Source organism: Mesorhizobium sp. M0833, assembly GCF_040319905.1.
In the GTDB taxonomy this organism is placed as follows: domain Bacteria; phylum Pseudomonadota; class Alphaproteobacteria; order Rhizobiales; family Rhizobiaceae; genus Mesorhizobium.
Map to the genome: position 1 here is coordinate 1 of NZ_JAMYOQ010000046.1, position 18,485 is coordinate 18,485.

General features: G+C 63.2%; 18 protein-coding genes. 2 read left to right on the plus strand and 16 right to left on the minus strand.

All coding sequences use genetic code 11. The features are described from left to right. Positions 1-828 precede the first annotated feature (828 nt). The 12 genes from NKH98_RS30400 to NKH98_RS30455 all read right to left on the minus strand — a co-directional run bounded on the left by NKH98_RS30400 (position 829) and on the right by NKH98_RS30455 (position 12,502). The gene (locus NKH98_RS30400; protein WP_352904011.1) at positions 829-1,848 is read right to left on the minus strand and encodes an ROK family protein; all 1,020 of its coding nucleotides are present in this window, start codon (positions 1,846-1,848) and stop codon (positions 829-831) included. Beyond that, positions 1,848-2,570, minus strand: a complete 723-nt coding sequence (locus NKH98_RS30405) for a ribulose-phosphate 3-epimerase (RefSeq protein ID WP_254818563.1) — start codon at positions 2,568-2,570, stop codon at positions 1,848-1,850. The genes NKH98_RS30400 and NKH98_RS30405 overlap by 1 nt, the downstream gene beginning before the upstream one ends. Next, on the minus strand, positions 2,567-3,394 hold the full coding sequence (locus NKH98_RS30410; protein ID WP_352904012.1) for an alpha/beta fold hydrolase: 828 nt from the start codon (positions 3,392-3,394) through the stop codon (positions 2,567-2,569). Before NKH98_RS30410 ends, NKH98_RS30405 begins: the two co-directional genes overlap by 4 nt. Beyond that, positions 3,394-4,212 (minus strand): sugar phosphate isomerase/epimerase family protein, encoded by an 819-nt coding sequence (locus NKH98_RS30415; RefSeq protein WP_254818565.1) that lies wholly within the window; start codon positions 4,210-4,212, stop codon positions 3,394-3,396. The genes NKH98_RS30410 and NKH98_RS30415 overlap by 1 nt, the downstream gene beginning before the upstream one ends. Next, on the minus strand, positions 4,212-5,288 hold the full coding sequence (locus NKH98_RS30420) for a Gfo/Idh/MocA family protein (RefSeq protein WP_352904013.1): 1,077 nt from the start codon (positions 5,286-5,288) through the stop codon (positions 4,212-4,214). The genes NKH98_RS30415 and NKH98_RS30420 overlap by 1 nt, the downstream gene beginning before the upstream one ends. 4 nt (positions 5,289-5,292) lie before the next feature. After that, on the minus strand, positions 5,293-6,114 hold the full coding sequence (locus tag NKH98_RS30425; protein WP_352904014.1) for a sugar phosphate isomerase/epimerase family protein: 822 nt from the start codon (positions 6,112-6,114) through the stop codon (positions 5,293-5,295). A gap of 153 nt (positions 6,115-6,267) precedes the next feature. After that, positions 6,268-7,110, minus strand: a complete 843-nt coding sequence (locus NKH98_RS30430; protein ID WP_254818568.1) for a carbohydrate ABC transporter permease — start codon at positions 7,108-7,110, stop codon at positions 6,268-6,270. A gap of 5 nt (positions 7,111-7,115) precedes the next feature. After that, positions 7,116-8,012 carry a carbohydrate ABC transporter permease gene (locus NKH98_RS30435; RefSeq protein ID WP_254818569.1) on the minus strand — a complete coding sequence of 299 codons (897 nt, stop codon included), beginning with the start codon at positions 8,010-8,012 and terminating at the stop codon, positions 7,116-7,118. 137 nt (positions 8,013-8,149) lie between these two features. Then, complete coding sequence (locus NKH98_RS30440; protein WP_254818570.1) at positions 8,150-9,397, minus strand: ABC transporter substrate-binding protein; 1,248 nt, start codon at positions 9,395-9,397, stop codon at positions 8,150-8,152. A gap of 120 nt (positions 9,398-9,517) precedes the next feature. Then, positions 9,518-10,663, minus strand: a complete 1,146-nt coding sequence (locus NKH98_RS30445) for an ABC transporter ATP-binding protein (RefSeq protein WP_352904015.1) — start codon at positions 10,661-10,663, stop codon at positions 9,518-9,520. Positions 10,664-10,747: 84 nt separating this feature from the next. Continuing rightward, positions 10,748-11,698 (minus strand): PfkB family carbohydrate kinase, encoded by a 951-nt coding sequence (locus tag NKH98_RS30450; RefSeq protein WP_352904016.1) that lies wholly within the window; start codon positions 11,696-11,698, stop codon positions 10,748-10,750. A gap of 3 nt (positions 11,699-11,701) precedes the next feature. After that, a complete protein-coding gene (locus NKH98_RS30455; RefSeq protein ID WP_254818671.1) occupies positions 11,702-12,502 on the minus strand; it encodes a beta/alpha barrel domain-containing protein in 801 nt (266 codons plus the stop codon). A 179-nt stretch (positions 12,503-12,681) separates the two neighbouring features. Here NKH98_RS30455 and NKH98_RS30460 point away from each other — a divergent pair, with 179 nt between their 5' ends. Beyond that, a complete protein-coding gene (locus tag NKH98_RS30460; RefSeq protein ID WP_352904017.1) occupies positions 12,682-13,830 on the plus strand; it encodes a Gfo/Idh/MocA family protein in 1,149 nt (382 codons plus the stop codon). 14 nt (positions 13,831-13,844) lie between these two features. Beyond that, positions 13,845-14,840, plus strand: coding sequence for an alpha/beta hydrolase (locus tag NKH98_RS30465; RefSeq protein WP_352904018.1), 996 nt, complete (start codon positions 13,845-13,847; stop codon positions 14,838-14,840). On the opposite strand, the gene NKH98_RS30470 is transcribed toward NKH98_RS30465, so the two are convergent. The 4 genes from NKH98_RS30470 to NKH98_RS30485 form a co-directional block, all read right to left on the minus strand. After that, entirely contained in the window at positions 14,828-15,850 is a 1,023-nt protein-coding gene (locus NKH98_RS30470) for a LacI family DNA-binding transcriptional regulator (RefSeq protein ID WP_352904019.1), read from the minus strand. The two genes, NKH98_RS30465 and NKH98_RS30470, sit on opposite strands and share 13 nt — an antisense overlap. Before the next feature lie 507 nt (positions 15,851-16,357). Beyond that, positions 16,358-17,119 (minus strand): hydroxymethylpyrimidine/phosphomethylpyrimidine kinase, encoded by a 762-nt coding sequence (locus NKH98_RS30475; RefSeq protein WP_352904020.1) that lies wholly within the window; start codon positions 17,117-17,119, stop codon positions 16,358-16,360. Further along, positions 17,110-17,715: a thiamine phosphate synthase gene (locus NKH98_RS30480; protein ID WP_352904021.1), complete on the minus strand. Its 606-nt coding sequence runs from the start codon at positions 17,713-17,715 to the stop codon at positions 17,110-17,112. Before NKH98_RS30480 ends, NKH98_RS30475 begins: the two co-directional genes overlap by 10 nt. Beyond that, positions 17,712-18,485, minus strand: a complete 774-nt coding sequence (locus NKH98_RS30485; RefSeq protein ID WP_352904022.1) for a thiazole synthase — start codon at positions 18,483-18,485, stop codon at positions 17,712-17,714. Before NKH98_RS30485 ends, NKH98_RS30480 begins: the two co-directional genes overlap by 4 nt.

The following is an 18,485-nucleotide window of genomic DNA, read 5'->3' on the forward strand; positions in this document are numbered from 1 at the left end:
CGACTGAACCGCCGCCCCGGGTCTTCTTTCCTCATCAGCTCTCCTTAATGGAGAACTGTTACCCTTCTCGTGTCTCAGAATCGGGGTGCACTACACTATGTGTCCGGTACAAATCGTCACCTATGTCTCGGGCCGCTCAAAAAACACACAGTTCTTCGGCACGATCGGTAAAGACCTGCGAGCACTCGCGTCCGGCAAGCTCGACGAGATCGCCGGGAGCGGGCACAGGGCGATCCAGGGGAGTATCAAGTGCCCGGCTACTCAGCGGGCCTGCTCCATATAATGTTTTGCTGCCCGTCGCGTCGATAGGGACGCCGGGTAGCGCAGCTCAGTGGTGCATGAGGCAGAGAACATCGCGATAAGCGCCGTCGCCGTGGGATCTGGCGTCCAGCGCCAGCTCCGCGTCATTGGCAACATAGCCGACGTTGGGCTTCGCGTCAGCTCGGTCTCGAACACCGCGATCACTTCCGGCCCTCGAGCCAAGCCGGCTTGAGCCACACGCCCTCGCTCTTAGCGTAGATTGTGAAGAACCTGTTGACGTCTGCTGAGCCTGAGCGAAGCGGATGCAAAGTCAGATGAAGCTTCACTGTTTTTCGAAGCCGACAATCCCTTGAATGACAGGCGATGGCCTGTATCGCTTGAGCACACCGGGGTGACGATGAAATGTCCGTAAGACGGACAGCGTTCATTCATTAACGGAGGCAGTTCGTGATCCCGAGTCCGGTTCAATGGGGCGGCCTAAGGAGCGTCAGCATAGCGCCGCCGCGGCCGAGACGCGGGATTGACCGCTCTCGTCAAGGGGATTTGCGCGCGCCGCGCAGCTTGAGCTCAGCCTTGGCTTGCCTCCCTGGCGCCGGTCGTCGTCTCGTCGTTCTGCACCATCGCCAGCGCCGTGCCGGGCTCGCCCTCCCATAGGATCAGGCTCGCCGCGCCGACCAGGCCTGCCCGGTCGCCAAGTTCGGCCGGAACGATCGGCACGTCGCGATAGGCTTGCATGGCGCGCTGCTCGATGGTCGCCCTGATGGTCGGTGCCAAGAGGTCGAAGCCGTTGGAAAGGCCGCCGCCCATGACGATCAGGTCGGGCGAGTAGAGATGCAGGAGGTTGGTGAAGCCGATGCCCAGCCACTGCGCCTCGGCCTTGACCAGTCCGCGAGCCGCCACATCACCCGCCCGCGCGGCCTCGACGACGTGTCGCGCCGAGACGTCGCCATTGTTGGAAAGCCGCCGGAGCAGCGAGCCGTCGCCCGGCACGGTCAGCCGTGTCGCCCGGCGTCCGAGCGCCGTACCGGAGGCGACCGCCTCGAAGCAGCCGACGGCGCCGCAGAAGCAGCGGTCGCCTTCGCCGGTGATGGTCATGTGGCCGATCTCGGCCGCCAGCCCGCGTCTGCCGTGATAGACGTGGCCGTCGGCGATGACGCCGCCGCCAATGCCGGTCGACACGGTCACGAATACCAGCGATCCGGTGCCGCGGCCGGCGCCGAAGCGCCATTCGCCAAGCGCCGCCGCATTGGCGTCGTTCTCCAGCCGCACCGGTAGGCCGAACTGCCGGCTGAGGATGTCGATCAGCGGCACATTGTGCCAGCCGGCCAGTGTCGGCGGCCCGATGACGATGCCCGCCTTGGGGTCGAGCGGACCGGGCGCACACATGCCGATACCGGTGACTTTCGCTTGTGGGTGCTCCTTGAGCAACGTGTCCGCTAGCGTGATGATTTGGCCGATCACCGCCTTCGATCCTGCGCCGGCAAGCGTCGGCGCCGAGACGCGGGCGACGACGTCGCCACCGCGCTCGACCAGCGCGCCGCGCAGCTCCGTGCCGCCGAGATCGAAGGCAAGCGCAAGCGTGCTCATCAGGCGGCTGCTTTCAGCCCGTGCAGCCAGGCGATGCGTTGCGCAAGGTCAGGGTCACCGAAGGCGAGCGAGCCCAGCACCACGGTGTCGGCGCCGGCGGCGCGCAGCAGCGGCACCGTCTCATGGCGGATGCCGCCATCGGCGGCGAGCACGATGTCGGCCTCGCGGCCCGCTTTCCTGATCAGCGCGCGCGCCTCGATGAGACGCGGGCAGGCCTGCTCGGACAGGCTCTGGCCCTTGACGCCGATCGAGGTGCCGAGAAGCGTGACGAAGGTGACCTCGGGCAGGAAAGGCACGATTGCCGCGACCGGCGTCTCCAGCCTGAGCACGACCCCGGCCTCGGCGCCGAGCTCATGCGCCAGCTTGACGGCGCGCAAGCCCGCCTCGCCATTCTCGGCATGGATGGTGATGAGGTCGGCGCCGGCCTCGATGAACTGCCGCGTCTGCGCCTCGACGATTTCGGCCTCGACCATCAGATGCACATGGATCGGCTTCGCCGTCAGCTTGGCGATGCGCGCCACCAGATCCGGGAAGAACAGGAAGCCGGGGGTGAAGCGGGCGTCGGCGACGTCAATGTGATGTAGATCGGCATGGGCCTCGATGCGCTTCAGGTCGCGCTCCATATTGGCGAGATCGGCCGACCACAGCGAGAATTCGCCGAGCAGCCGGTTGCGCGGCAGAGCGGCTATCGCGGCGGGGCCTGAGAGAGATTTGCTGATCATGACGGAATGAGGCTCCGGACGTTCGAGTGGGCGTGAAGGAAGGCCGAGATCTCGGCGTCTAACTCGGTGAAATGCCTGGCGCTGTCGAGCGCCTTGGGGGTGATCTCGGCGAAGATCCCATTGGGGATGACTGCGGCGAGCGTATAGGCGGCCGACAGCGGGTGGACCGCGTCGCTGGCGTTGCCAATGGCCAGCGTCGGGATGCGCAGGGCGGCGGCGTCGCGCTCGGAAACCCCGGGCCCGTCGGCGGCGATGTTGGCGAGCACCTGCGCAAAGGTGTGGGCGTCCGATCGGTCGAAATAGCCGAACAGCGAGGACAGGTTGTCGGGCGCCTCGCGGTAAAGCCGCGTCGCCGTCTCGGATTGCGCGAAGATACTCCGCGCCCTGTCGGCGCCACGGTCGAGGATGAGTTCGGCGACCTCGGTTATAGGCTGCATGTTCACCGGTGCTGCCGTGAACGTCCACGCCGGCCGCACCAGCACCAGCGCGGCGACGCGGTCGGGATGGCGGCAGGCGAGGCGGAGCGCGATCGCGGCACCCATCGAGACGCCGCCGGCAACGAAGCGGTCGAGGCCGGCCTGGTCGGCGGCCGCGAGCACATCGTCGGCGAACATCTCGAACGAAAATGGCCGTCGCTCGCCAATGCCGGAGCCGCCATGGCCGCGGCATTCCAGCGTGATGCGACGAAAGCCGGCGGGGAAGGTCTGCGCAACCTGCGCCTCGCCGCCACCCAGCCCGTGCTGGAAGACGACCGCCAGCCCGTCGCCCGTATCGGAAACCCGAAGCGCGGCGCCATCGCGGAGCAGGATCGTCGGGCGCGCCATCACAGCAGCCCCTTGAGGAAACGGGCGACGCCGGGCGCTTCCCCGGCCGAAAGCCCATGCGTCACCAACGGCCCGTCGAAACCTGTTGCCTTCAGCCGGGCGATGAAGTCGGCGAAGTCGACGACGCCTTGCCCGGCGGTGGCGAAGCGGCCGTCGGCGAAACGGTCCTTGGCATGGGCCATGGCTACATGGCTCGCCGTGCGCTCGACTGCAGCCGCAACCATGGCGCGCGCCTGCGCGGCATCCGCCTGTTCGAACAGGTTTGCCGGATCGAGCACGATGCGCAGCCGCTTCGAACCCATCTCGGCGATGAGCCGCATCGCGTCACGGGCGGAGGTGACGATGTTGGCCTGTTCAGGCTCGATGCCAAGATCGACACCGTAACGCTCGGCGAGTTCGAGCGCCTTTTCCATCTCGACCGCCATGTCGGTCCATGCCGAGGGATCGGCATTGTCCGGATGGTGCGCCCATTGGTCGTCACGATTGCGCGTTCCGGTGCAGAGCGTGACGAGTGGCGTGTAAAGCCTTGCGGCGGCTTCGATCACCACCGCCAGCCGGCGCAAGCCATCGTCGCGTACCTGCTTGTCCGGATGCGCCATGTTGTAGGTGCCGGACAGCGCCACGAGACCGACCCCGGAGCTGTCGACTGCGGCATCGATTGCCCGGATCGCCGCTGCGGGAACATCATCCGGCATCGACGGCAGGCCGGCGCAGGCGAGATTGAATTGGGTGACCGCAAAACCTGCGTCGCGGACAGACGCCAGCACGCCGGCAGGCTCGCTGCCCGGGAAGGTCTTGGCGAACACCCCGATCTGCATCAAACCGCTCCCGTCACGCTGGCGACCTCGACGCGTTCGCCGCTTTCGACCGAGCGCGCGATCGCCACCATGGCGCGGATTGATGCGAGCCCGTCGTCGACATTGGCGCCGCGCATCGGCTTGCCGTCGAGCACCGTCTCAGCGAGGCCTTCGAGCTGGCGGCGAAAGAAATGGCCGTCAGCGCCGAGCGGCTTTCGCGAGGTGGCGTCCTTCTCGTGGAAAATGTCGACTTCACTCGCCCGGAAGTACCAAGGATTGAAGGTCTTCGCGACCACCGAGCCGTTCTCGCCATAGAGCTGAAAACCCTCGTGCCAGTCCATGCGCACGGCGACGGTGAGGTCGAGATGGCCGAGCGCGCCATTGGCGAACTCCGTTTCGACGAACCAGCAATAAGCGCCGAATTTCTCGTTGAGGCGGGCGCGCACGGCGGTGATCTCGCCGCAAAGGAAGCGCGCCGTATCGACGAGGTGCGAGCCATGCGCCAGCATGAAATACTGTCTGGGATCCGCCTTCGGGTTGCCGGCCGGCTTGCGCGCCAGCTTGCTGGTGACGGGCAGCGGCTGCACCGCGTCGGTGTTGGTATAGCGATGGGTTGAGTCACAGTACCAGGCCTTCAGCGCGAGGATCTCGCCCATCTCGTCGCGTACGAAATCGCGCGCTGCCTCGAGCGCCGGATCGAAGCGCTTCATATGCCCGACCTGCAGCACCTTGCCGGAACGCCTGACCGCATCGGCCAGCTTTTCACCTTCCTCGACCGAGACGCCGATCGGCTTTTCACACAGCACGTGCTTGCCGGCTTCCAGAGCCTTGATCGACATCGGCACGTGATAGGCGTCGGAGGTGGCGACGATCACCGCTTCCAGCGCAGGGTCGGCGAGCATCGCGTCATAGTCGCCATACATCTTCTGCGCCTCGTAGGTCGCGCCCATACGCGCGAGCAGATCGGGTGCTGCGTCGCAGATCGCGTAGAGATCGGCATTGCTCGCCTTCACGCAGGACGCCAGATGCGCGAACTGCGCGATCGGCCCGCAGCCGAGCACACCGACACGAAGGCGACGGTCTTTCTTGCGGATCATCGTCTCAGGCTCCGTAGCCGCGCATGGTCTGGCGGTTGGTCTTGACCGCGCCGGCCGGATCGGCGGCGGCGGTCTTGGACTCTTCCTCCAGCACCAGCCAGCCATTGAAGTTGGGTGCCGCACTGGCGATCTCGATCACCTTCGCCGTGTCGCAGACGCCCTTGCCGAGCATCGCCCAGGTGCCGCTCGCATCGACATCCTTAAGGTGCACGTAGCAGATGCGATTGCGATAGGTGGTGAGCGTGTCGGCCATGTCCCTGTGGCCGCGCAGGATGTGGCCGGTGTCCGGCACCCAGCCGACCAGCGAGGCATCGAGCAGCCCGAAGATGCGGTCGTAATCGGCGCGATCGTAGAGCAGCGTGTTGTGGTGCGAGCTCGGATGCACCGCGACCTGGACGCCGGCCTCGCGGCCGAGTTCACCAGCCTTGTTGTAGACCTCGGCCGCAATGGCGAACTTGTCGTCGCGCGGACCGTCCGACACGACGGTGGCCGAGCCCATGGACACCATCGCGCCCGGAAAGGCGGCGGCGAAATCGATCCAGCGCTTGGCGGTCTCGAGGTCGGCGCCGATCTTCTCCTTGAGTGTGAAGCCGCTGTCCGAACCGAAGGCGAAGGAGACCAGCGTCAGGCCGGATCTCTTCAGCGCCGCAGCGAACTCCGCCGGCTTGCCGGCATAGCGGCCGATCATCGTGTCGGTGATCTCGATACCGGCATAGCCGCCATCGGCGATCGCTTTGAGCAGGTCGTCGGGGCCGCCGGCAAAGCGGTCTCCGAGCATTTCCCAGGTGAAGGTCTGGCAGCCGACTTTGAGGTCTTTCACGTTCATCCTTTCATTCCTTGATTCTACCTGCGTAGGCCTTCGATGATGTGGCGCTGTAAGAACAGCATCGGCACGATCAGCGGCGCTGTGACGACGCCCGAGGTCAGCATCGATTTCGATGCGCGGCCTACTCCATCAGTTCTCCGTGGGAGGGACATGCTACTTGACCGAGCCCGCGGTCATGCCGGCGAGGAAGAATCTCTGGGCAACGAGGTAGATGAGCAACAGCGGTAGCGAGCCGAGCACGCTCATCGCCATCATCTGGTTCCATTCGAAGGCGTGCTGCCCCATCAACAGCTGGATGCCGATCGGGACGGTGCGCATGGACGCTGACTTCGTCAGCGTCAGCGCAAACAGAAATTCGTTCCAGCACAACAGGAAGGTGTAGACCGACGTCGCCACGATACCAGGCAGTGAAATCGGGACGATCACCCGCCAGAGTGCCGTCCAGCTGCTGCCGCCGTCGACAGCCACCGCTTCATCGAGATCGCGGGGCAAGGTGTTCAGATATCCCGTCATCAGCAGGATCGCGTAGGGCAGCGTAAACACCAGGTAAGTCAGGATCAGTGCGACGTAGGTGTCGAAGATGCCATACGAGACGACAAGCCCGAAGAAGGGGATCAAAAGCGTGATCGGCGGGATCGTCTGCGTGCTGATGATGAGCGTGTTGAGGCTGCCCTTGCCGCGGAAATTGAAACGGCTGAACCCATAGGCCGCCAGCAAGGCGATCAGCACCGTCAACACTGTCACCGCTCCGGCCACGAAGTAGCTGTTGAAGAAGAAGCGCAGCTTTACCGGGTCGCCAAGGATGGCCGCATACGCTTCCAGCGTGAAAGCCTTCGGCAAGACGGTTGGTGGCAGGGCAAAGATTTCGGTATTCGACTTGAACGAGCTGCTCAGCATCCAGTAGATCGGGAAGGCCGCGAAAAAGAGCCCTGCGGCAAGCGCGACATGGAGCGCGACGGTGATCAGCCTGTCTTTCGGCGAGTGCCTTTTCCTCATGGTGACTACCGAGCCTTTTGATAGCGGATGTAGAACAGCGTCAGGCCGAGAGAGATCAGCAGGATGACCACGGCGCTTGCAGACGCCTGCGACAGGTTGTAGCTCGAAAACGCCAGCTTGTACGTGTAGGTGCTGAGGACCTCGGTCGAGTAGATCGGACCGCCGCCCGTCGTTATCCAGATCAATGGAAAGACCTGCATCGTCCAGATGAAATCCAGCAGCGAGATGCTGATGATGATCGGCATCAGCTGCGGGATGGTGATGAAGATCAGCTTCTGGTAGGCCTTCGCCCCGTCGATATCGGCGGCCTCGTAGAAATCCTTGGGAATGCCCTGCAAACCCGCGAGCAGGCTGACCATGAAGAGCGGATAGCCCGCCCAGATATTGGCGAAGGTGACGGCGTGCAGCGCGGTCTCAGGCGAGGAAAACCACTCGACTTTGGAACCGATGATGCCCATCTGCATGAGAACGCTGTTAACGACACCATTCGGCTCGAGCAGCAGGCGCCAGATCACGGCGATAATCACCGCGGTGAACAGCCAGGGCAGAATGTAGAGCACGCGCAGGATATTGCGCAGCGTGGGATTGATGCGGTCGCTGTTCAGCATGAGCGCGAAGATCATGCCGATGGTCATGTGGAAAACCACACTCATGCATGTGAAGTAGAGCGTATGCCACAGCGAAGCCCAGAACACGGGATCGTTAAAGATCGCCTGGTAGTGTTTCAGTCCGGCAAAGGACGGGTCGCGACGCAGCACTGCGCTGTTCTGGAACGAATAGCCAATCACCGTCACCATCGGCAGCAGCATCAGCAGGCCGATTATGAGGAGCGAGGGCGACAGGTAGAGATAGGGTGCGACCGCTCGTTTCAGTCTATGGCGAGAGCGCTTCTGCCGGGTCATATGACAACCTTGGGATACGCCTTCAAGAGAAGGGGCTTCGGAAACAGGTCCGTCTCACATTGCCGATCCGTTGTTGCCGGGAGGCCTGCCCGAAGTCAGGCCCCCGGTCGAGGATCGAAAACGAGGAAACAGGCCGATCAGAATTTCGCCATCCAGCCCTTTTGAGCGTTGGCCGCGGCTTGTTCCGGAGACTGCTCGCCGGTGAGCATCTTCTGGGCCTCCACGTCGAACTGGGTCATCAGGTCTTCCGCCACCGGCAGGCCTGTGAACTCATTGGCAAGATAACCGGTCTTGAAGATTTCGAAAGCCTTGCCGAAAGCCTTGTCGGAGGTCACGAAATCGGGCTTGGCGTTGACGTTGCCGGGGAAGGCGTTTGCCAGCGACACGAGCTTGGCGTTCACCTTTTCACCCATCAGATATTGGACGAGCTTCCAGGCTTCCTCCTGATGTTTCGAGGCGGCAGAGATGCCTATGCCCCAGGAGGCGTAGGGAAGGCCGCGCTTGCCGTTGTAGTTCTCCACGACCGGGACCGGGATGAGATCGAAGTTCAGTTTGGGATTGCGTTTGCGAATGAGGTTCACGTGCGCAAGCGAGTCGATCATCATCCCGACCCGATCGTTGACGAATTCCTCGACCTTTTCCTGTTCGGTCTTGGTGGCGATGCCGGGCGAGATGACGCCGGCGTCGTTCAGCGATTTGACGAAGGTGAGCATATCCACCACCGGCTTGCCCTCGAGAGCCGGCTTGCCGTCCGCCATCATCGATTGACCCGATGCCCAGACCCACGACATCATGTCGTTCTGGACACCGGACGGCGTTTGCAGCGACAGGGGTAGCACCCAGCCATACTGGTTATTGTCGGCATGGGTCATCTTCTTGGCGGCTTCGAGAAACTCCGCGCGGGTCGACGGCAGCTTGGTCACGCCTGCCTGGGCGGCGAGGTCCAAATTCACGAAAACCGGATAGACGAACGAAGCCACGGGAAACATCACCGCCTTACCGTCCACCTTGATGATATCCGCGACCTGGGTCTTGTCGAACCCGCTCGCATCCATCATCGGGTTCATGTCGGCCAGCGCATTCTGCGCGTTCAGATTGTTCACCCAGGCGCCGTCGAGACCCACGACGTCGCTAAGCGTTCCAGTTGCAGCACCAACCGAGATCTGGTCTCGCGTGGTCGCATAGGGGCCGCTGACCAGCGTCACCTTGATTCCGGGGTTTGCAGCCTCGAAGTCATTCATGATTGCCCTGAGCGAGCCGGCCGGCAATTCGGGCTCCCACCACTGGGTGAATTCTAGCGTCGTGTCCGCCATGGCGCTGGTTGCGCCAAGCAACCATGCGGCCGCGGCTACCTTCAGCATCGCGGGTTGTATCCGAAACATCATTTTCTCCTCCTTCTTCAAGATCGACCGCACAATGCGGACGATCATCTGGTTTATTCAGAAACCTTCTTGCGAGTATCTTTCGCAGGCGCCTCGCTCCCGCCTGCGGTCTGCCGCAGATCTTCAGATCACCAGATGCGTCTCGGGATCGAAGAAATGGAACTTGGAATCATCCAGGGCCAACCGGATCTCCGAGCCGGAGTGGACGGCGCTGGCCGGCTCGAATCTCGCCACCGCATTCGATGCCAGGCCAAAATCGTCCACCGCGTCCGGATCGCCGGAGTCCACCCGGACCGCGTCGATGTTCAGGTGGACGATATGTTCAGAGCCGAGCTCTTCGATCGAAGTCACCTTTGCGGGTATAGTCTGATACTTGCGGCCGGATTCGAGGCTGCTGTCATAAAGATCCTCCGGTCGTATCCCGAACACGATCTTGCGCCCCGCATAGGACCGCAAGCCCGGCCTGCGTACGAAGGTTGCATCCTGCAGCCGGATGGCGAAGTCGCGAAAAACGAGCTCGCTGCCCTTCAGAGTCGCTTCGAAAAGGTTCATCGAAGGAGAGCCGATGAAGCCGGCAACGAAGGCGTTCACCGGCGATTCATAGAGTCTCTTGGGTGTGTCGACCTGCTGCAGCACGCCACCTTTCAACACCGCGACCCTGTCGCCCATCGTCATCGCTTCGATTTGGTCGTGGGTCACGTATATGGTCGTGACGCCGAGTTGCTTTTGCAGGCTGGTGATTTCGGCACGCATTTGCACGCGCAGTTTTGCATCCAGGTTGGAAAGCGGTTCGTCCATGAGAAAGGCGGCCGGCTCGCGCACCATGGCGCGGCCCATGGCAACCCGTTGACGCTGTCCGCCTGACAGGTTCGCGGGTTTGCTGTCCAGCAAAGACGTCAACTGAAGGGTTTTGGCGATCTCGTCGACGCGCTTCTTGCGCTCGGCCTTCGGCTTGCCTGCCAGCCGCATCGAAAAGGCGATGTTTTCGAACACCGTCATGTGCGGGTAGAGCGCGTAGCTCTGGAAGACCATCGCGATGTCGCGGTCCTTGGGCGGCATGTCGACGACGTCGACTCCGCCGATCCGAAGGCTGCCGCTGGTGATGTCCTCCAATCCCGCGATCATTCGCAACGCGGTGGATTTGCCGCAGCCGGACGGCCCGACGAGAATCAAGAACTCGCCGTCCTCGACCGATAGGTTCAATTGGTCGATTGCGCGAAAATTGTTTCCGTAGGTTTTGCAGATATTCTCAAGAATGACTTCTGCCATCTTCCTCCTCCACAAGCATAAGCCAGTGATTGTTATAATTTCTTCTATGTTCACCGGCGAAATGTTTCGTCGGATAGTTTCAGGCTACGTTCCAGTATCGACATACGCATTTTTTAGTTCGACTGCTGACGGCGCGTTCGTCGATGCCAGGAGTTCCGTGACCTGGTCGTCGGTCGGAAGCGCCTCGCGCCCGCCACGTCCCGCTATCGAGAGGGCCGCCGCCGCGGCCGCGAATGCCACCCGGCCTGCGGTGTCGGCTCCGCGCATCAACGCATGGGCGTAGGCGCCATGAAAGCAGTCACCCGCGCCGGTCGAGTCGACGACCACAACCCGGTGCGGAGGCAGATGCCAGAGACCTGTCTCTTCACGCCCGCGATAGTACACGCCCCTGCCGCCATCGGTCAGAACCACGGCGGACCGCGACGGCGACCACAATGCATCGAGCATCTCGGCGGGCGATCGGCGCCCTGTGGCAGTCCGCCCAAAGCCGAGGGGAAGAATGAGATGGTCGCAGAGCGCGATCAGCCGCTCCGTGGCTGGGCCGCAGCTCCATTCGATATCGCCGAGGATCGCAAGGCCGAGATCGCGAGCCCGAGCCACGACATCCAGCGACCGGGTCGCGTAGCTATCGACGATCAGGACAGTCGCGCGGCTGAGGACCTCGTCCGGGAAGTCCGACGCGGTGCCCAGCATCGCGTCGTCGTCATACGCGATGAACCGTTCCCCGTCCGAGCCGACGGTAATGCGCGAGCGCACCGGGCGCGCGTCCGGGTGGCGCGGCGCGAATTCGGTTTCAACACCGCTCGCAACGAGATCGCGCAGCACGGCGTCGTCAGCGGCGCTGCCCAGCCATCCGACGAACCCGGCGCTTCCGCCGAGCCGTGCAACGGCGGCTAGCGCCGTCGCGACATTTCCCCCGAAAGACCGGGCACTATGCAGAACCTTCCCCTTGCCCGCAGACAACGGCTGATCGACATAGACGATGTCGTCGATCGCAATAGCGCCGAAGCCGAGGATTGAAGGGACGGTGGGCATCGTTCAGGCACCCGCCTTCGCCAGGGCGTCTTGCGCCGAAAGGCCGTCATGGATGACGCCCCGAAAGGCAAGCGCAGCCTTCTCCGGATCGCCATGTCCCCAGAGATTGCGGCCTACCACGGCACCGCGTGCGCCGGCACGGATGGCGTCCGCCGTCTGCTTAAGCGCGCCGAGCAGCGTATCGGTTTTCGGACCACCCGCGATCACAACCGGCACCGGGCAGGTCCGGACGGTCTCTCGGAACGACTCGAAATCGCCCGTGTAGCCGATCTTGATCACGTCGACGCCGGACTCGTAGCCGATGCGCGCCGCGTAGGCGATCTCGTCGGGGGTGAAGACTATCGTTGCCCCGTCGGTGAAATCGCGAGGGTAGATATGCGCCACCACAGGCATGCCGTAGCGGGCCGCTGCATTCACCGAATCGGTCAGCCAGCGTATGTATTTGCCCTCGGTCGCGCCGCGCACCGGAATGGCCACGGCCAACGCGTCGGCCCCCGCGCGCACCGCATCCTCGGGCGTTGCTATCAACTCGCTGATGCGATCGTCCGGAGTGAAGCAGCCTGCCTGAATCACCAGGGAAGCCTTGCCCGCATATTGCGGCCACAGATGGCGCGCGGTACCAGGCTGGATGCTGACGTAGTCGGGTTTGCCCGCCATGACGCGGGCAAGCGCACCCGGCAGGTCGGCAAGGCCGCCTTTGCGCACGTCGCCGTAGCCGACGAAGTGGTCGACCGCGCCGCCAAAAAGGTTCCCCGATGGATGCGAGAAGAGGCGCGCAAGGCGCACCTTGGTTCCTAGGCTCATGAGTTCAAAATTCCCCAATCGATTGTTTTCAAAATCCTGCTGCGCCAGCGTTTTCGTATGCTCTATAAAAATTTTACGCGCGTCAATAATTAAAATGTTGTATAGCGGCTTTCGACTGTGATCCATTGCTGGCGCAAGGGTGCAGCGAGGCCATGACCGCTTGGGGAGGTAGATCTGAAATGCACGGGACATCAAAGACAAAGCTCGGCATCGGCCTCATCGGATGCGGCAACATCTCGATGACCTATCTGCGAAATGCGGGCCTGTTCGGCGGGGTCGAGTTGCGCGCCTGTGCCGACATTTCAGCCGACATGGCGGCGCTCCGTGCCAAGGAATATGGCATCCGCGCGCTCGGCGTCGACGCGCTGCTGGCCGATCCGGACATCGACCTTGTCCTCAATTTGACGATACCGGCAGCGCATTTGGACATTTCGTTTTCGGCGCTTTCAGCGGGCAAGCACGTCTTCACCGAAAAGCCGCTGGCGACGTCCGTCGCCGATGGCCGCCGGCTGGTGACCGAAGCGGCAAAGCGTGGGCTGCTGCTCGGCTCGGCCCCCGACACCTTCCTCGGCGCTGCCGGACGGCGGGCGCGCCGGCTGATAGACGAGGGCGCGATCGGCCGCGCCGTGACCGGCACCGCCTTCATGATGGGGCGCGGCATGGAGCACTGGCATCCCAATCCGCAATTCTACTACCAGCCTGGCGGTGGCCCGGTCTTCGACATGGGTCCTTACTATCTGACCATGCTGGTCAACCTGCTGGGCCCGGTCGCCCGCGTCATGGCGATGGCGACGCGCGGCCAGGAGGAGCGTCTGATCACCGCCGACGGGCCTTACAAGAACACCACCTTCAAGGTCGGCACACCGACCAACATCGTGTCGCTGCTCGAATTCCGCTCCGGCGCCACGGTCACCTTCGGCGCCTCCTGGGACGTCTTCAAACACTCCAACCATCCGATCGAACTGCACGGCACCGAGGGCTCGCTGCGGCTGCCCGATCCCGACACCTTCGGCGGCACCGTTTCGCTCTCGGCGCGCGGCGCCGACTGGAAAGATCACGAGAGTGAGAGCCAACTCTACGGCGCGCGCAACTGGCCCTATGCGGCGCCCGACCGTGCCAACTACCGCATGCTCGGCGTCGCCGATCTGGCGCGAGCGTTGGTCGAGGGACGCAAGCCCCGCGCGTCCGGTGAATTGGCGCTGCATGTACTTGAGATCATGGAAGCCATCCTGGCCTCGGGCGAAAGCCGCGGCTCGGTTGCCGTCAACGGCACGGTCGACCAGCCGCCGCTACTCGGCGAGGACGAAGCGGCGAGCCTGCTGGCCTGACGGGAGGTCCGCCGATGACGACATCGCCACTGATGGCAACGCCGTTCCCGTCCGCGCTCGACCGGCAGGCGCGACATGTTCTCGATCTCGGCCGCCGGGCTAACACGCCGCCCTTCGAGGCTGGCACGCCGGAACAGGCGCGCCGTGCCTATGTAGACGGTCTTCCCGATCTACAAGGCGGCCGCGAGCCGGTGGGTTCAGTCACCGAGCGCACAATCGCCGGACCCGGTGGGCCGCTGACGCTGAGGATCTATCGCGGGCAGGGCGCGCCTGATGCGGATGCTCCGGCGCTGCTCTATCTGCATGGCGGCGGCTGGGTAATCGGCAATCTCGAATCGCACGACGAGATCTGCCGCTGGTTCGCCAGCATCGCGGCTTGCGTCGTCGTGTCGCCCGATTACCGGCTGGCGCCGGAGCACAAATTTCCGGCTGCGGTGGAAGACTGCCGCGCCGTGCTGTCCTTCATGCAGGATCATGCTGCCGATCTCGGCATCAACCCGAAACGCATCGCCGTCGCAGGCGACAGCGCCGGCGGCAATCTGGCCACTGTGCTCAGCCTCATTGCGCGTGAGGACAAACATCCGCTGACGGCGCAACTGCTGCTCTACCCCAACACCGATGCCGCGCAGACGGCGGACAGCTATCGTCGCTTTGCCGACGGTTTTGGCCTGACCGCCACGACCATGGCCTGGTTCCGCGACCACTATGTCCGCGACGCCGCCGATGTGGGCGATTGGCGCGTCTCGCCGCTCAAAGCCGAAAGCCTTGTTGGAGTGGCGCCCGGCTTCATCGCTATCGCCGGTCATGACATCCTCGCCGACGAGGGCGAAGCCTATGCCAGGCGCCTACAGGGCGCCGGTGTGCCGGTCGTGCTCAGGCGCTGGCCGGGCCAGATCCACGGCTTCGTCTCGATGGGCCGTCACGGGCCGGCATCACGGCAGGCGGTCGAGGCGGCGGTTGCGGCATGGCAAGGCTTCGATCGCGCTTTCGCGAAAGATCAAGCCGACTGACGCATCACCAGCGTCGCGTCGAGTTTGACCTTGGGCGCGACCGCCGTCTCGGCTTCATTGAGCAGGGCAAGCAGCGTCTCGACGCTGCGGCCGGCCATCGACGCGAAGTCCTGTGCCATGGTGGTGAGGCCGGGGCATGCGTAGCGGCTAAGCGGATGGTCGTCATGCGCGGCGACGCGCAGGTCGCAGTCGGGCTTGCGGCCGACCTTGAGTCCCCGGGCAAAGGCTGCCGCCATCAGGCCGAAGGCCAGACGGTCATTGTTGCACAGGATGGTCTTGCCCGGCAGGTCGCCATTGCTAAGCATTCTTTCCGTCTGCTCGTAGCCGATGCGCTCGAAATCCCAAGTGTAGTCCTTGGTGTTGCCGATCACGATGGGCTCATGCCCGAGCCGCTTCATCGAGGCGACATAGCTGCTCAGCCGTTCGGGCGAATTGTGATTGACGTGCGGGATGTCGAAATAAACCGGCGCGTCGCCCGAGCGGCAGAGATAGTCGACGATGGTCGCGACGCTCTGCGTGTTGTTGTTGCCGACGAAGGGCGTGTTGCCCTCGAGGTAAGTGTCGAAATAGACGATCGGGATCGCCTGCGTCAGCTTTTCGAGCGTCCGATGGTCGGAGCGCCGCCCGAGCGGCGCGACGAGCGCGCCCGAGACCTTGAGCGACAGGATGGTCCGCGTCGCCTCGACTTCGAGTTCGGTCGAGCCGTGCGAGGAGATGACGATCGGCCAGTAGCCTTCGTCGCGCAGCCGAAGCTCGATGCGGCTGACCATCTCCGAATAGAACGGATCGGTCACAGTCGGCACGACAATGCCAATGCTGCGCGTGCGCTTGCGGTTGAGGTTCCGCGCAAACAGATTAGGCTGGTAATCGGACGAGCGCAGCGCTTCCTCGATGCGCTTGCGCGTCGCCGGCTTGACGCTGGTCGGATCGTCGAAATACTTGGAGAGCGTGGGCCGGGACACGCCGCACGAACGGGCGAAATCCTCCATCGTCTTGTGCGTCATCGCCATTCAAACCCTCGCGGCATGGATTTCGGCCTGGTCCATGCGTTGTCCCCGATGATTCCCTACGGTGAGCCGGCGCGCGACTGCAAGTTGAAATTTTACACGACGCTTTGTAAATTATCAACGCGTGGACAAAAATTATTGCATGCGTAAATTTATAAATTGACGTGAAAAATACCGAGCCGTATTTACATCGGGGACGTTGCACGCGCGAGCGGCGCGGTGGATTGGAGTTTAGGCCGGAAACGAGGCCTCGGGCTTTGAGCGCCCTCGACCGTCGCTCAGATCAAGCCGTATCGAGGTGCGACCGTCATGTGCGACGATTGTTTTCTATCTTGGCACGATCTGATCTGCGCCAGTGAACGAACTTACTCGCCCCGGAGGAGTCTGGCGTCACTCTCGACAGCGAACCGCGCGTGCGCATGATCGAAGATGTGAGCGGGAGCCGTATCGTCGAGAATCTCGCGGCGAGCGACGCGGACTTAAGCTTGACTGGGCCGGGAGATGCCGCGGTCATTCGGCTGCCTTCTTCTGAAGCTGCTCGAACACAAACAGCTTGCCTTTGCGCACGCTGTTTTCGAGTGGGCTCGCGTTCGCCAGATGCGCCGCAATCGCGCTGGCCAGCATGCAGCCCGTCCCGCGCATCGATACGGCAAGTCGCGGTGTGTCAAAGCGGATTGGTTCTTGATCAAAGTGCAACAGAATATCGGTCGATCGGAGTCCCGCCGCGTGGCCGCCCTTGATCAGCAGGGCCTGCGCGCCGGCGGCCAGCAATTTCCGTCCCTGTCTCACCGCATCGCTCTCGTTCGCCGCCGGTTCAGCGCCAACAAGGAGCGCCAGCTCGAAAAGATTGGGTGTGACCAGACGGCAAAACGGCATCAGATCACGTTTCATGGCGGCGATGGCGTCCGTTTCGAGTAGCGCTCGACCTGAAGTGGAGACCAGAACCGGGTCGAGCACTGCCGGCACCTGCGGATTTTCGCGCAGCACGGCGGCAACGCCAGCCACGATCTCAGCGGTTGCGAGCATGCCGATCTTGATGGCCGTCACATTGTTGGCCTGCAGCGCAGCGCGCATCTGATCGGCCACGAGATCGGGCTGAGAAGGATGGACTGCCATGACGGTTTCGTGCGTTTGCACCGTCAGCGCGGTGACAGCCAGGCAGGTGCGCACACCAAGGGAGGAGATCGTCTCGATATCGCGTCCTATTCCGGCGCCCCCGCTGGAGTCCGAACCACTAACGACGAGCACATGCGGTTCTCGCCTCAGCGCCATTTCTCTGTCCTTTCGATCCATTCTCGCGTGCGCGTTTCGGGATCGGCGTTGAGCGTGATGTCGGTCACCACGGCCGCGCTGTCCGCACTAGCCTCAAAGACACTGTCGAGCCGGTCGGGGTTGAGGCCGCCGATGGCGACCAATGGGATCGGCGCTACCCGATGCTTCCATTTGCTGATCCGCTCGAGCCCTTGCGGCGCCCAGTTCATCTTCTTGAGGCTAGTGGGATAAATAGGCCCCAGGGCCACATAGTCCGGCTCGGCCGCTAGCGCCGTTTCCAGTTCGGTATGATCGTGGGTCGAAAGCCCGAGCTTCAATCCGGCGTACTTAATCGCCAGCAGGTCAGCCGCAGCCAAATCCTCTTGGCCGAGATGTACGAAGTCGCAGCCTTCCTCAATGGCGAGTCGCCAATAGTCGTTGACAATCAGTTGGCAACCATGGACCGCGCAGACGTCGTTCGCGCGGCGGATTTCCGAGCGCAGCGTGACCTCGTCCCTATCCTTGATGCGCAGCTGCACCAGCCTGACGCCGAGTGGCACTAGCCGTTCGATCCAGGCAGCGCTGTCGACGATCAGGTAGAAGGGATCGAGCTTCATGAAAAAACTGCTCTGCCGATCGTCGGTGTCGATGGCACGGCGACGTCGCGCGGTTCAAGCATTCCCGAACTGAAAGCCTCACGGCCGGCGTCGACCGCCTTGCCGAACGCACGCGCCATGCCGACCGGATTGGCCGCCCTGGCGACCGCTGTGTTCAGGAGGACGGCGTCAAAGCCGAGTTCCATGACGGTGGCCGCGTGCGAAGGTCGTCCCAGCCCCGCATCCACAATCAGCGGGACGCCAGGGAAATGTCCGCGCATCGAGCGCAGCGCTGTGATGTTGACCGGCCCCAGCGCCGAACCGATCGGCGCGCACCATGGCATCAAGACCTTGCAGCCCGCCTCCAGCAGCCGCTCGGCGACGACAAGGTCATCGGTGGTATAAGGGAATACATCAAAACCGTCCTCGCACAGGATGCGCGCGGCTTTGACCAGGCCGAACACGTCCGGCTGCAGCGTGTCGTGATTGCCGATCACTTCGAGCTTGATCCAGCTGGTGCCGAAGACCTCGCGCGCCATTTTCGCGGTCGTGACCGCTTCCTTGACGGAGTGACAGCCAGCAGTGTTGGGCAGGATTCTGACGCCGAGCGAGCGGATCAGTGACCAGAATTTTTCGCCAGCCCTGCCGCCTGCCATCTCGCGGCGCAGCGAGACGGTCACCACCGAGGTTCCCGACGCCTTGACGGCCTCGGCAAGGATGGCCGGCGAAGGATATTGAGCGGTACCGAGAAGCAGGCGCGACGGAAGCTCGGTTCCATAAAGCTCTAACAT

What these genes read in the sequence shown, in the direction of transcription:
- NKH98_RS30400 (WP_352904011.1), bottom strand. Translation starts at nt 1,848, where the DNA reads ATGAGCACGCTTGCGCTTGCCTTCGATCTCGGCGGCACGGAGCTGCGC.
- NKH98_RS30405 (WP_254818563.1), bottom strand. Translation starts at nt 2,570, where the DNA reads ATGATCAGCAAATCTCTCTCAGGCCCCGCCGCGATAGCCGCTCTGCCG.
- NKH98_RS30410 (WP_352904012.1), bottom strand. Translation starts at nt 3,394, where the DNA reads ATGGCGCGCCCGACGATCCTGCTCCGCGATGGCGCCGCGCTTCGGGTT.
- NKH98_RS30415 (WP_254818565.1), bottom strand. Translation starts at nt 4,212, where the DNA reads ATGCAGATCGGGGTGTTCGCCAAGACCTTCCCGGGCAGCGAGCCTGCC.
- NKH98_RS30420 (WP_352904013.1), bottom strand. Translation starts at nt 5,288, where the DNA reads ATGATCCGCAAGAAAGACCGTCGCCTTCGTGTCGGTGTGCTCGGCTGC.
- NKH98_RS30425 (WP_352904014.1), bottom strand. Translation starts at nt 6,114, where the DNA reads ATGAACGTGAAAGACCTCAAAGTCGGCTGCCAGACCTTCACCTGGGAA.
- NKH98_RS30430 (WP_254818568.1), bottom strand. Translation starts at nt 7,110, where the DNA reads ATGAGGAAAAGGCACTCGCCGAAAGACAGGCTGATCACCGTCGCGCTC.
- NKH98_RS30435 (WP_254818569.1), bottom strand. Translation starts at nt 8,012, where the DNA reads ATGACCCGGCAGAAGCGCTCTCGCCATAGACTGAAACGAGCGGTCGCA.
- NKH98_RS30440 (WP_254818570.1), bottom strand. Translation starts at nt 9,397, where the DNA reads ATGATGTTTCGGATACAACCCGCGATGCTGAAGGTAGCCGCGGCCGCA.
- NKH98_RS30445 (WP_352904015.1), bottom strand. Translation starts at nt 10,663, where the DNA reads ATGGCAGAAGTCATTCTTGAGAATATCTGCAAAACCTACGGAAACAAT.
- NKH98_RS30450 (WP_352904016.1), bottom strand. Translation starts at nt 11,698, where the DNA reads ATGCCCACCGTCCCTTCAATCCTCGGCTTCGGCGCTATTGCGATCGAC.
- NKH98_RS30455 (WP_254818671.1), bottom strand. Translation starts at nt 12,502, where the DNA reads ATGAGCCTAGGAACCAAGGTGCGCCTTGCGCGCCTCTTCTCGCATCCA.
- NKH98_RS30460 (WP_352904017.1), top strand. Translation starts at nt 12,682, where the DNA reads ATGCACGGGACATCAAAGACAAAGCTCGGCATCGGCCTCATCGGATGC.
- NKH98_RS30465 (WP_352904018.1), top strand. Translation starts at nt 13,845, where the DNA reads ATGACGACATCGCCACTGATGGCAACGCCGTTCCCGTCCGCGCTCGAC.
- NKH98_RS30470 (WP_352904019.1), bottom strand. Translation starts at nt 15,850, where the DNA reads ATGGCGATGACGCACAAGACGATGGAGGATTTCGCCCGTTCGTGCGGC.
- NKH98_RS30475 (WP_352904020.1), bottom strand. Translation starts at nt 17,119, where the DNA reads ATGGCGCTGAGGCGAGAACCGCATGTGCTCGTCGTTAGTGGTTCGGAC.
- NKH98_RS30480 (WP_352904021.1), bottom strand. Translation starts at nt 17,715, where the DNA reads ATGAAGCTCGATCCCTTCTACCTGATCGTCGACAGCGCTGCCTGGATC.
- NKH98_RS30485 (WP_352904022.1), bottom strand. Translation starts at nt 18,485, where the DNA reads ATGTTAGAGCTTTATGGAACCGAGCTTCCGTCGCGCCTGCTTCTCGGT.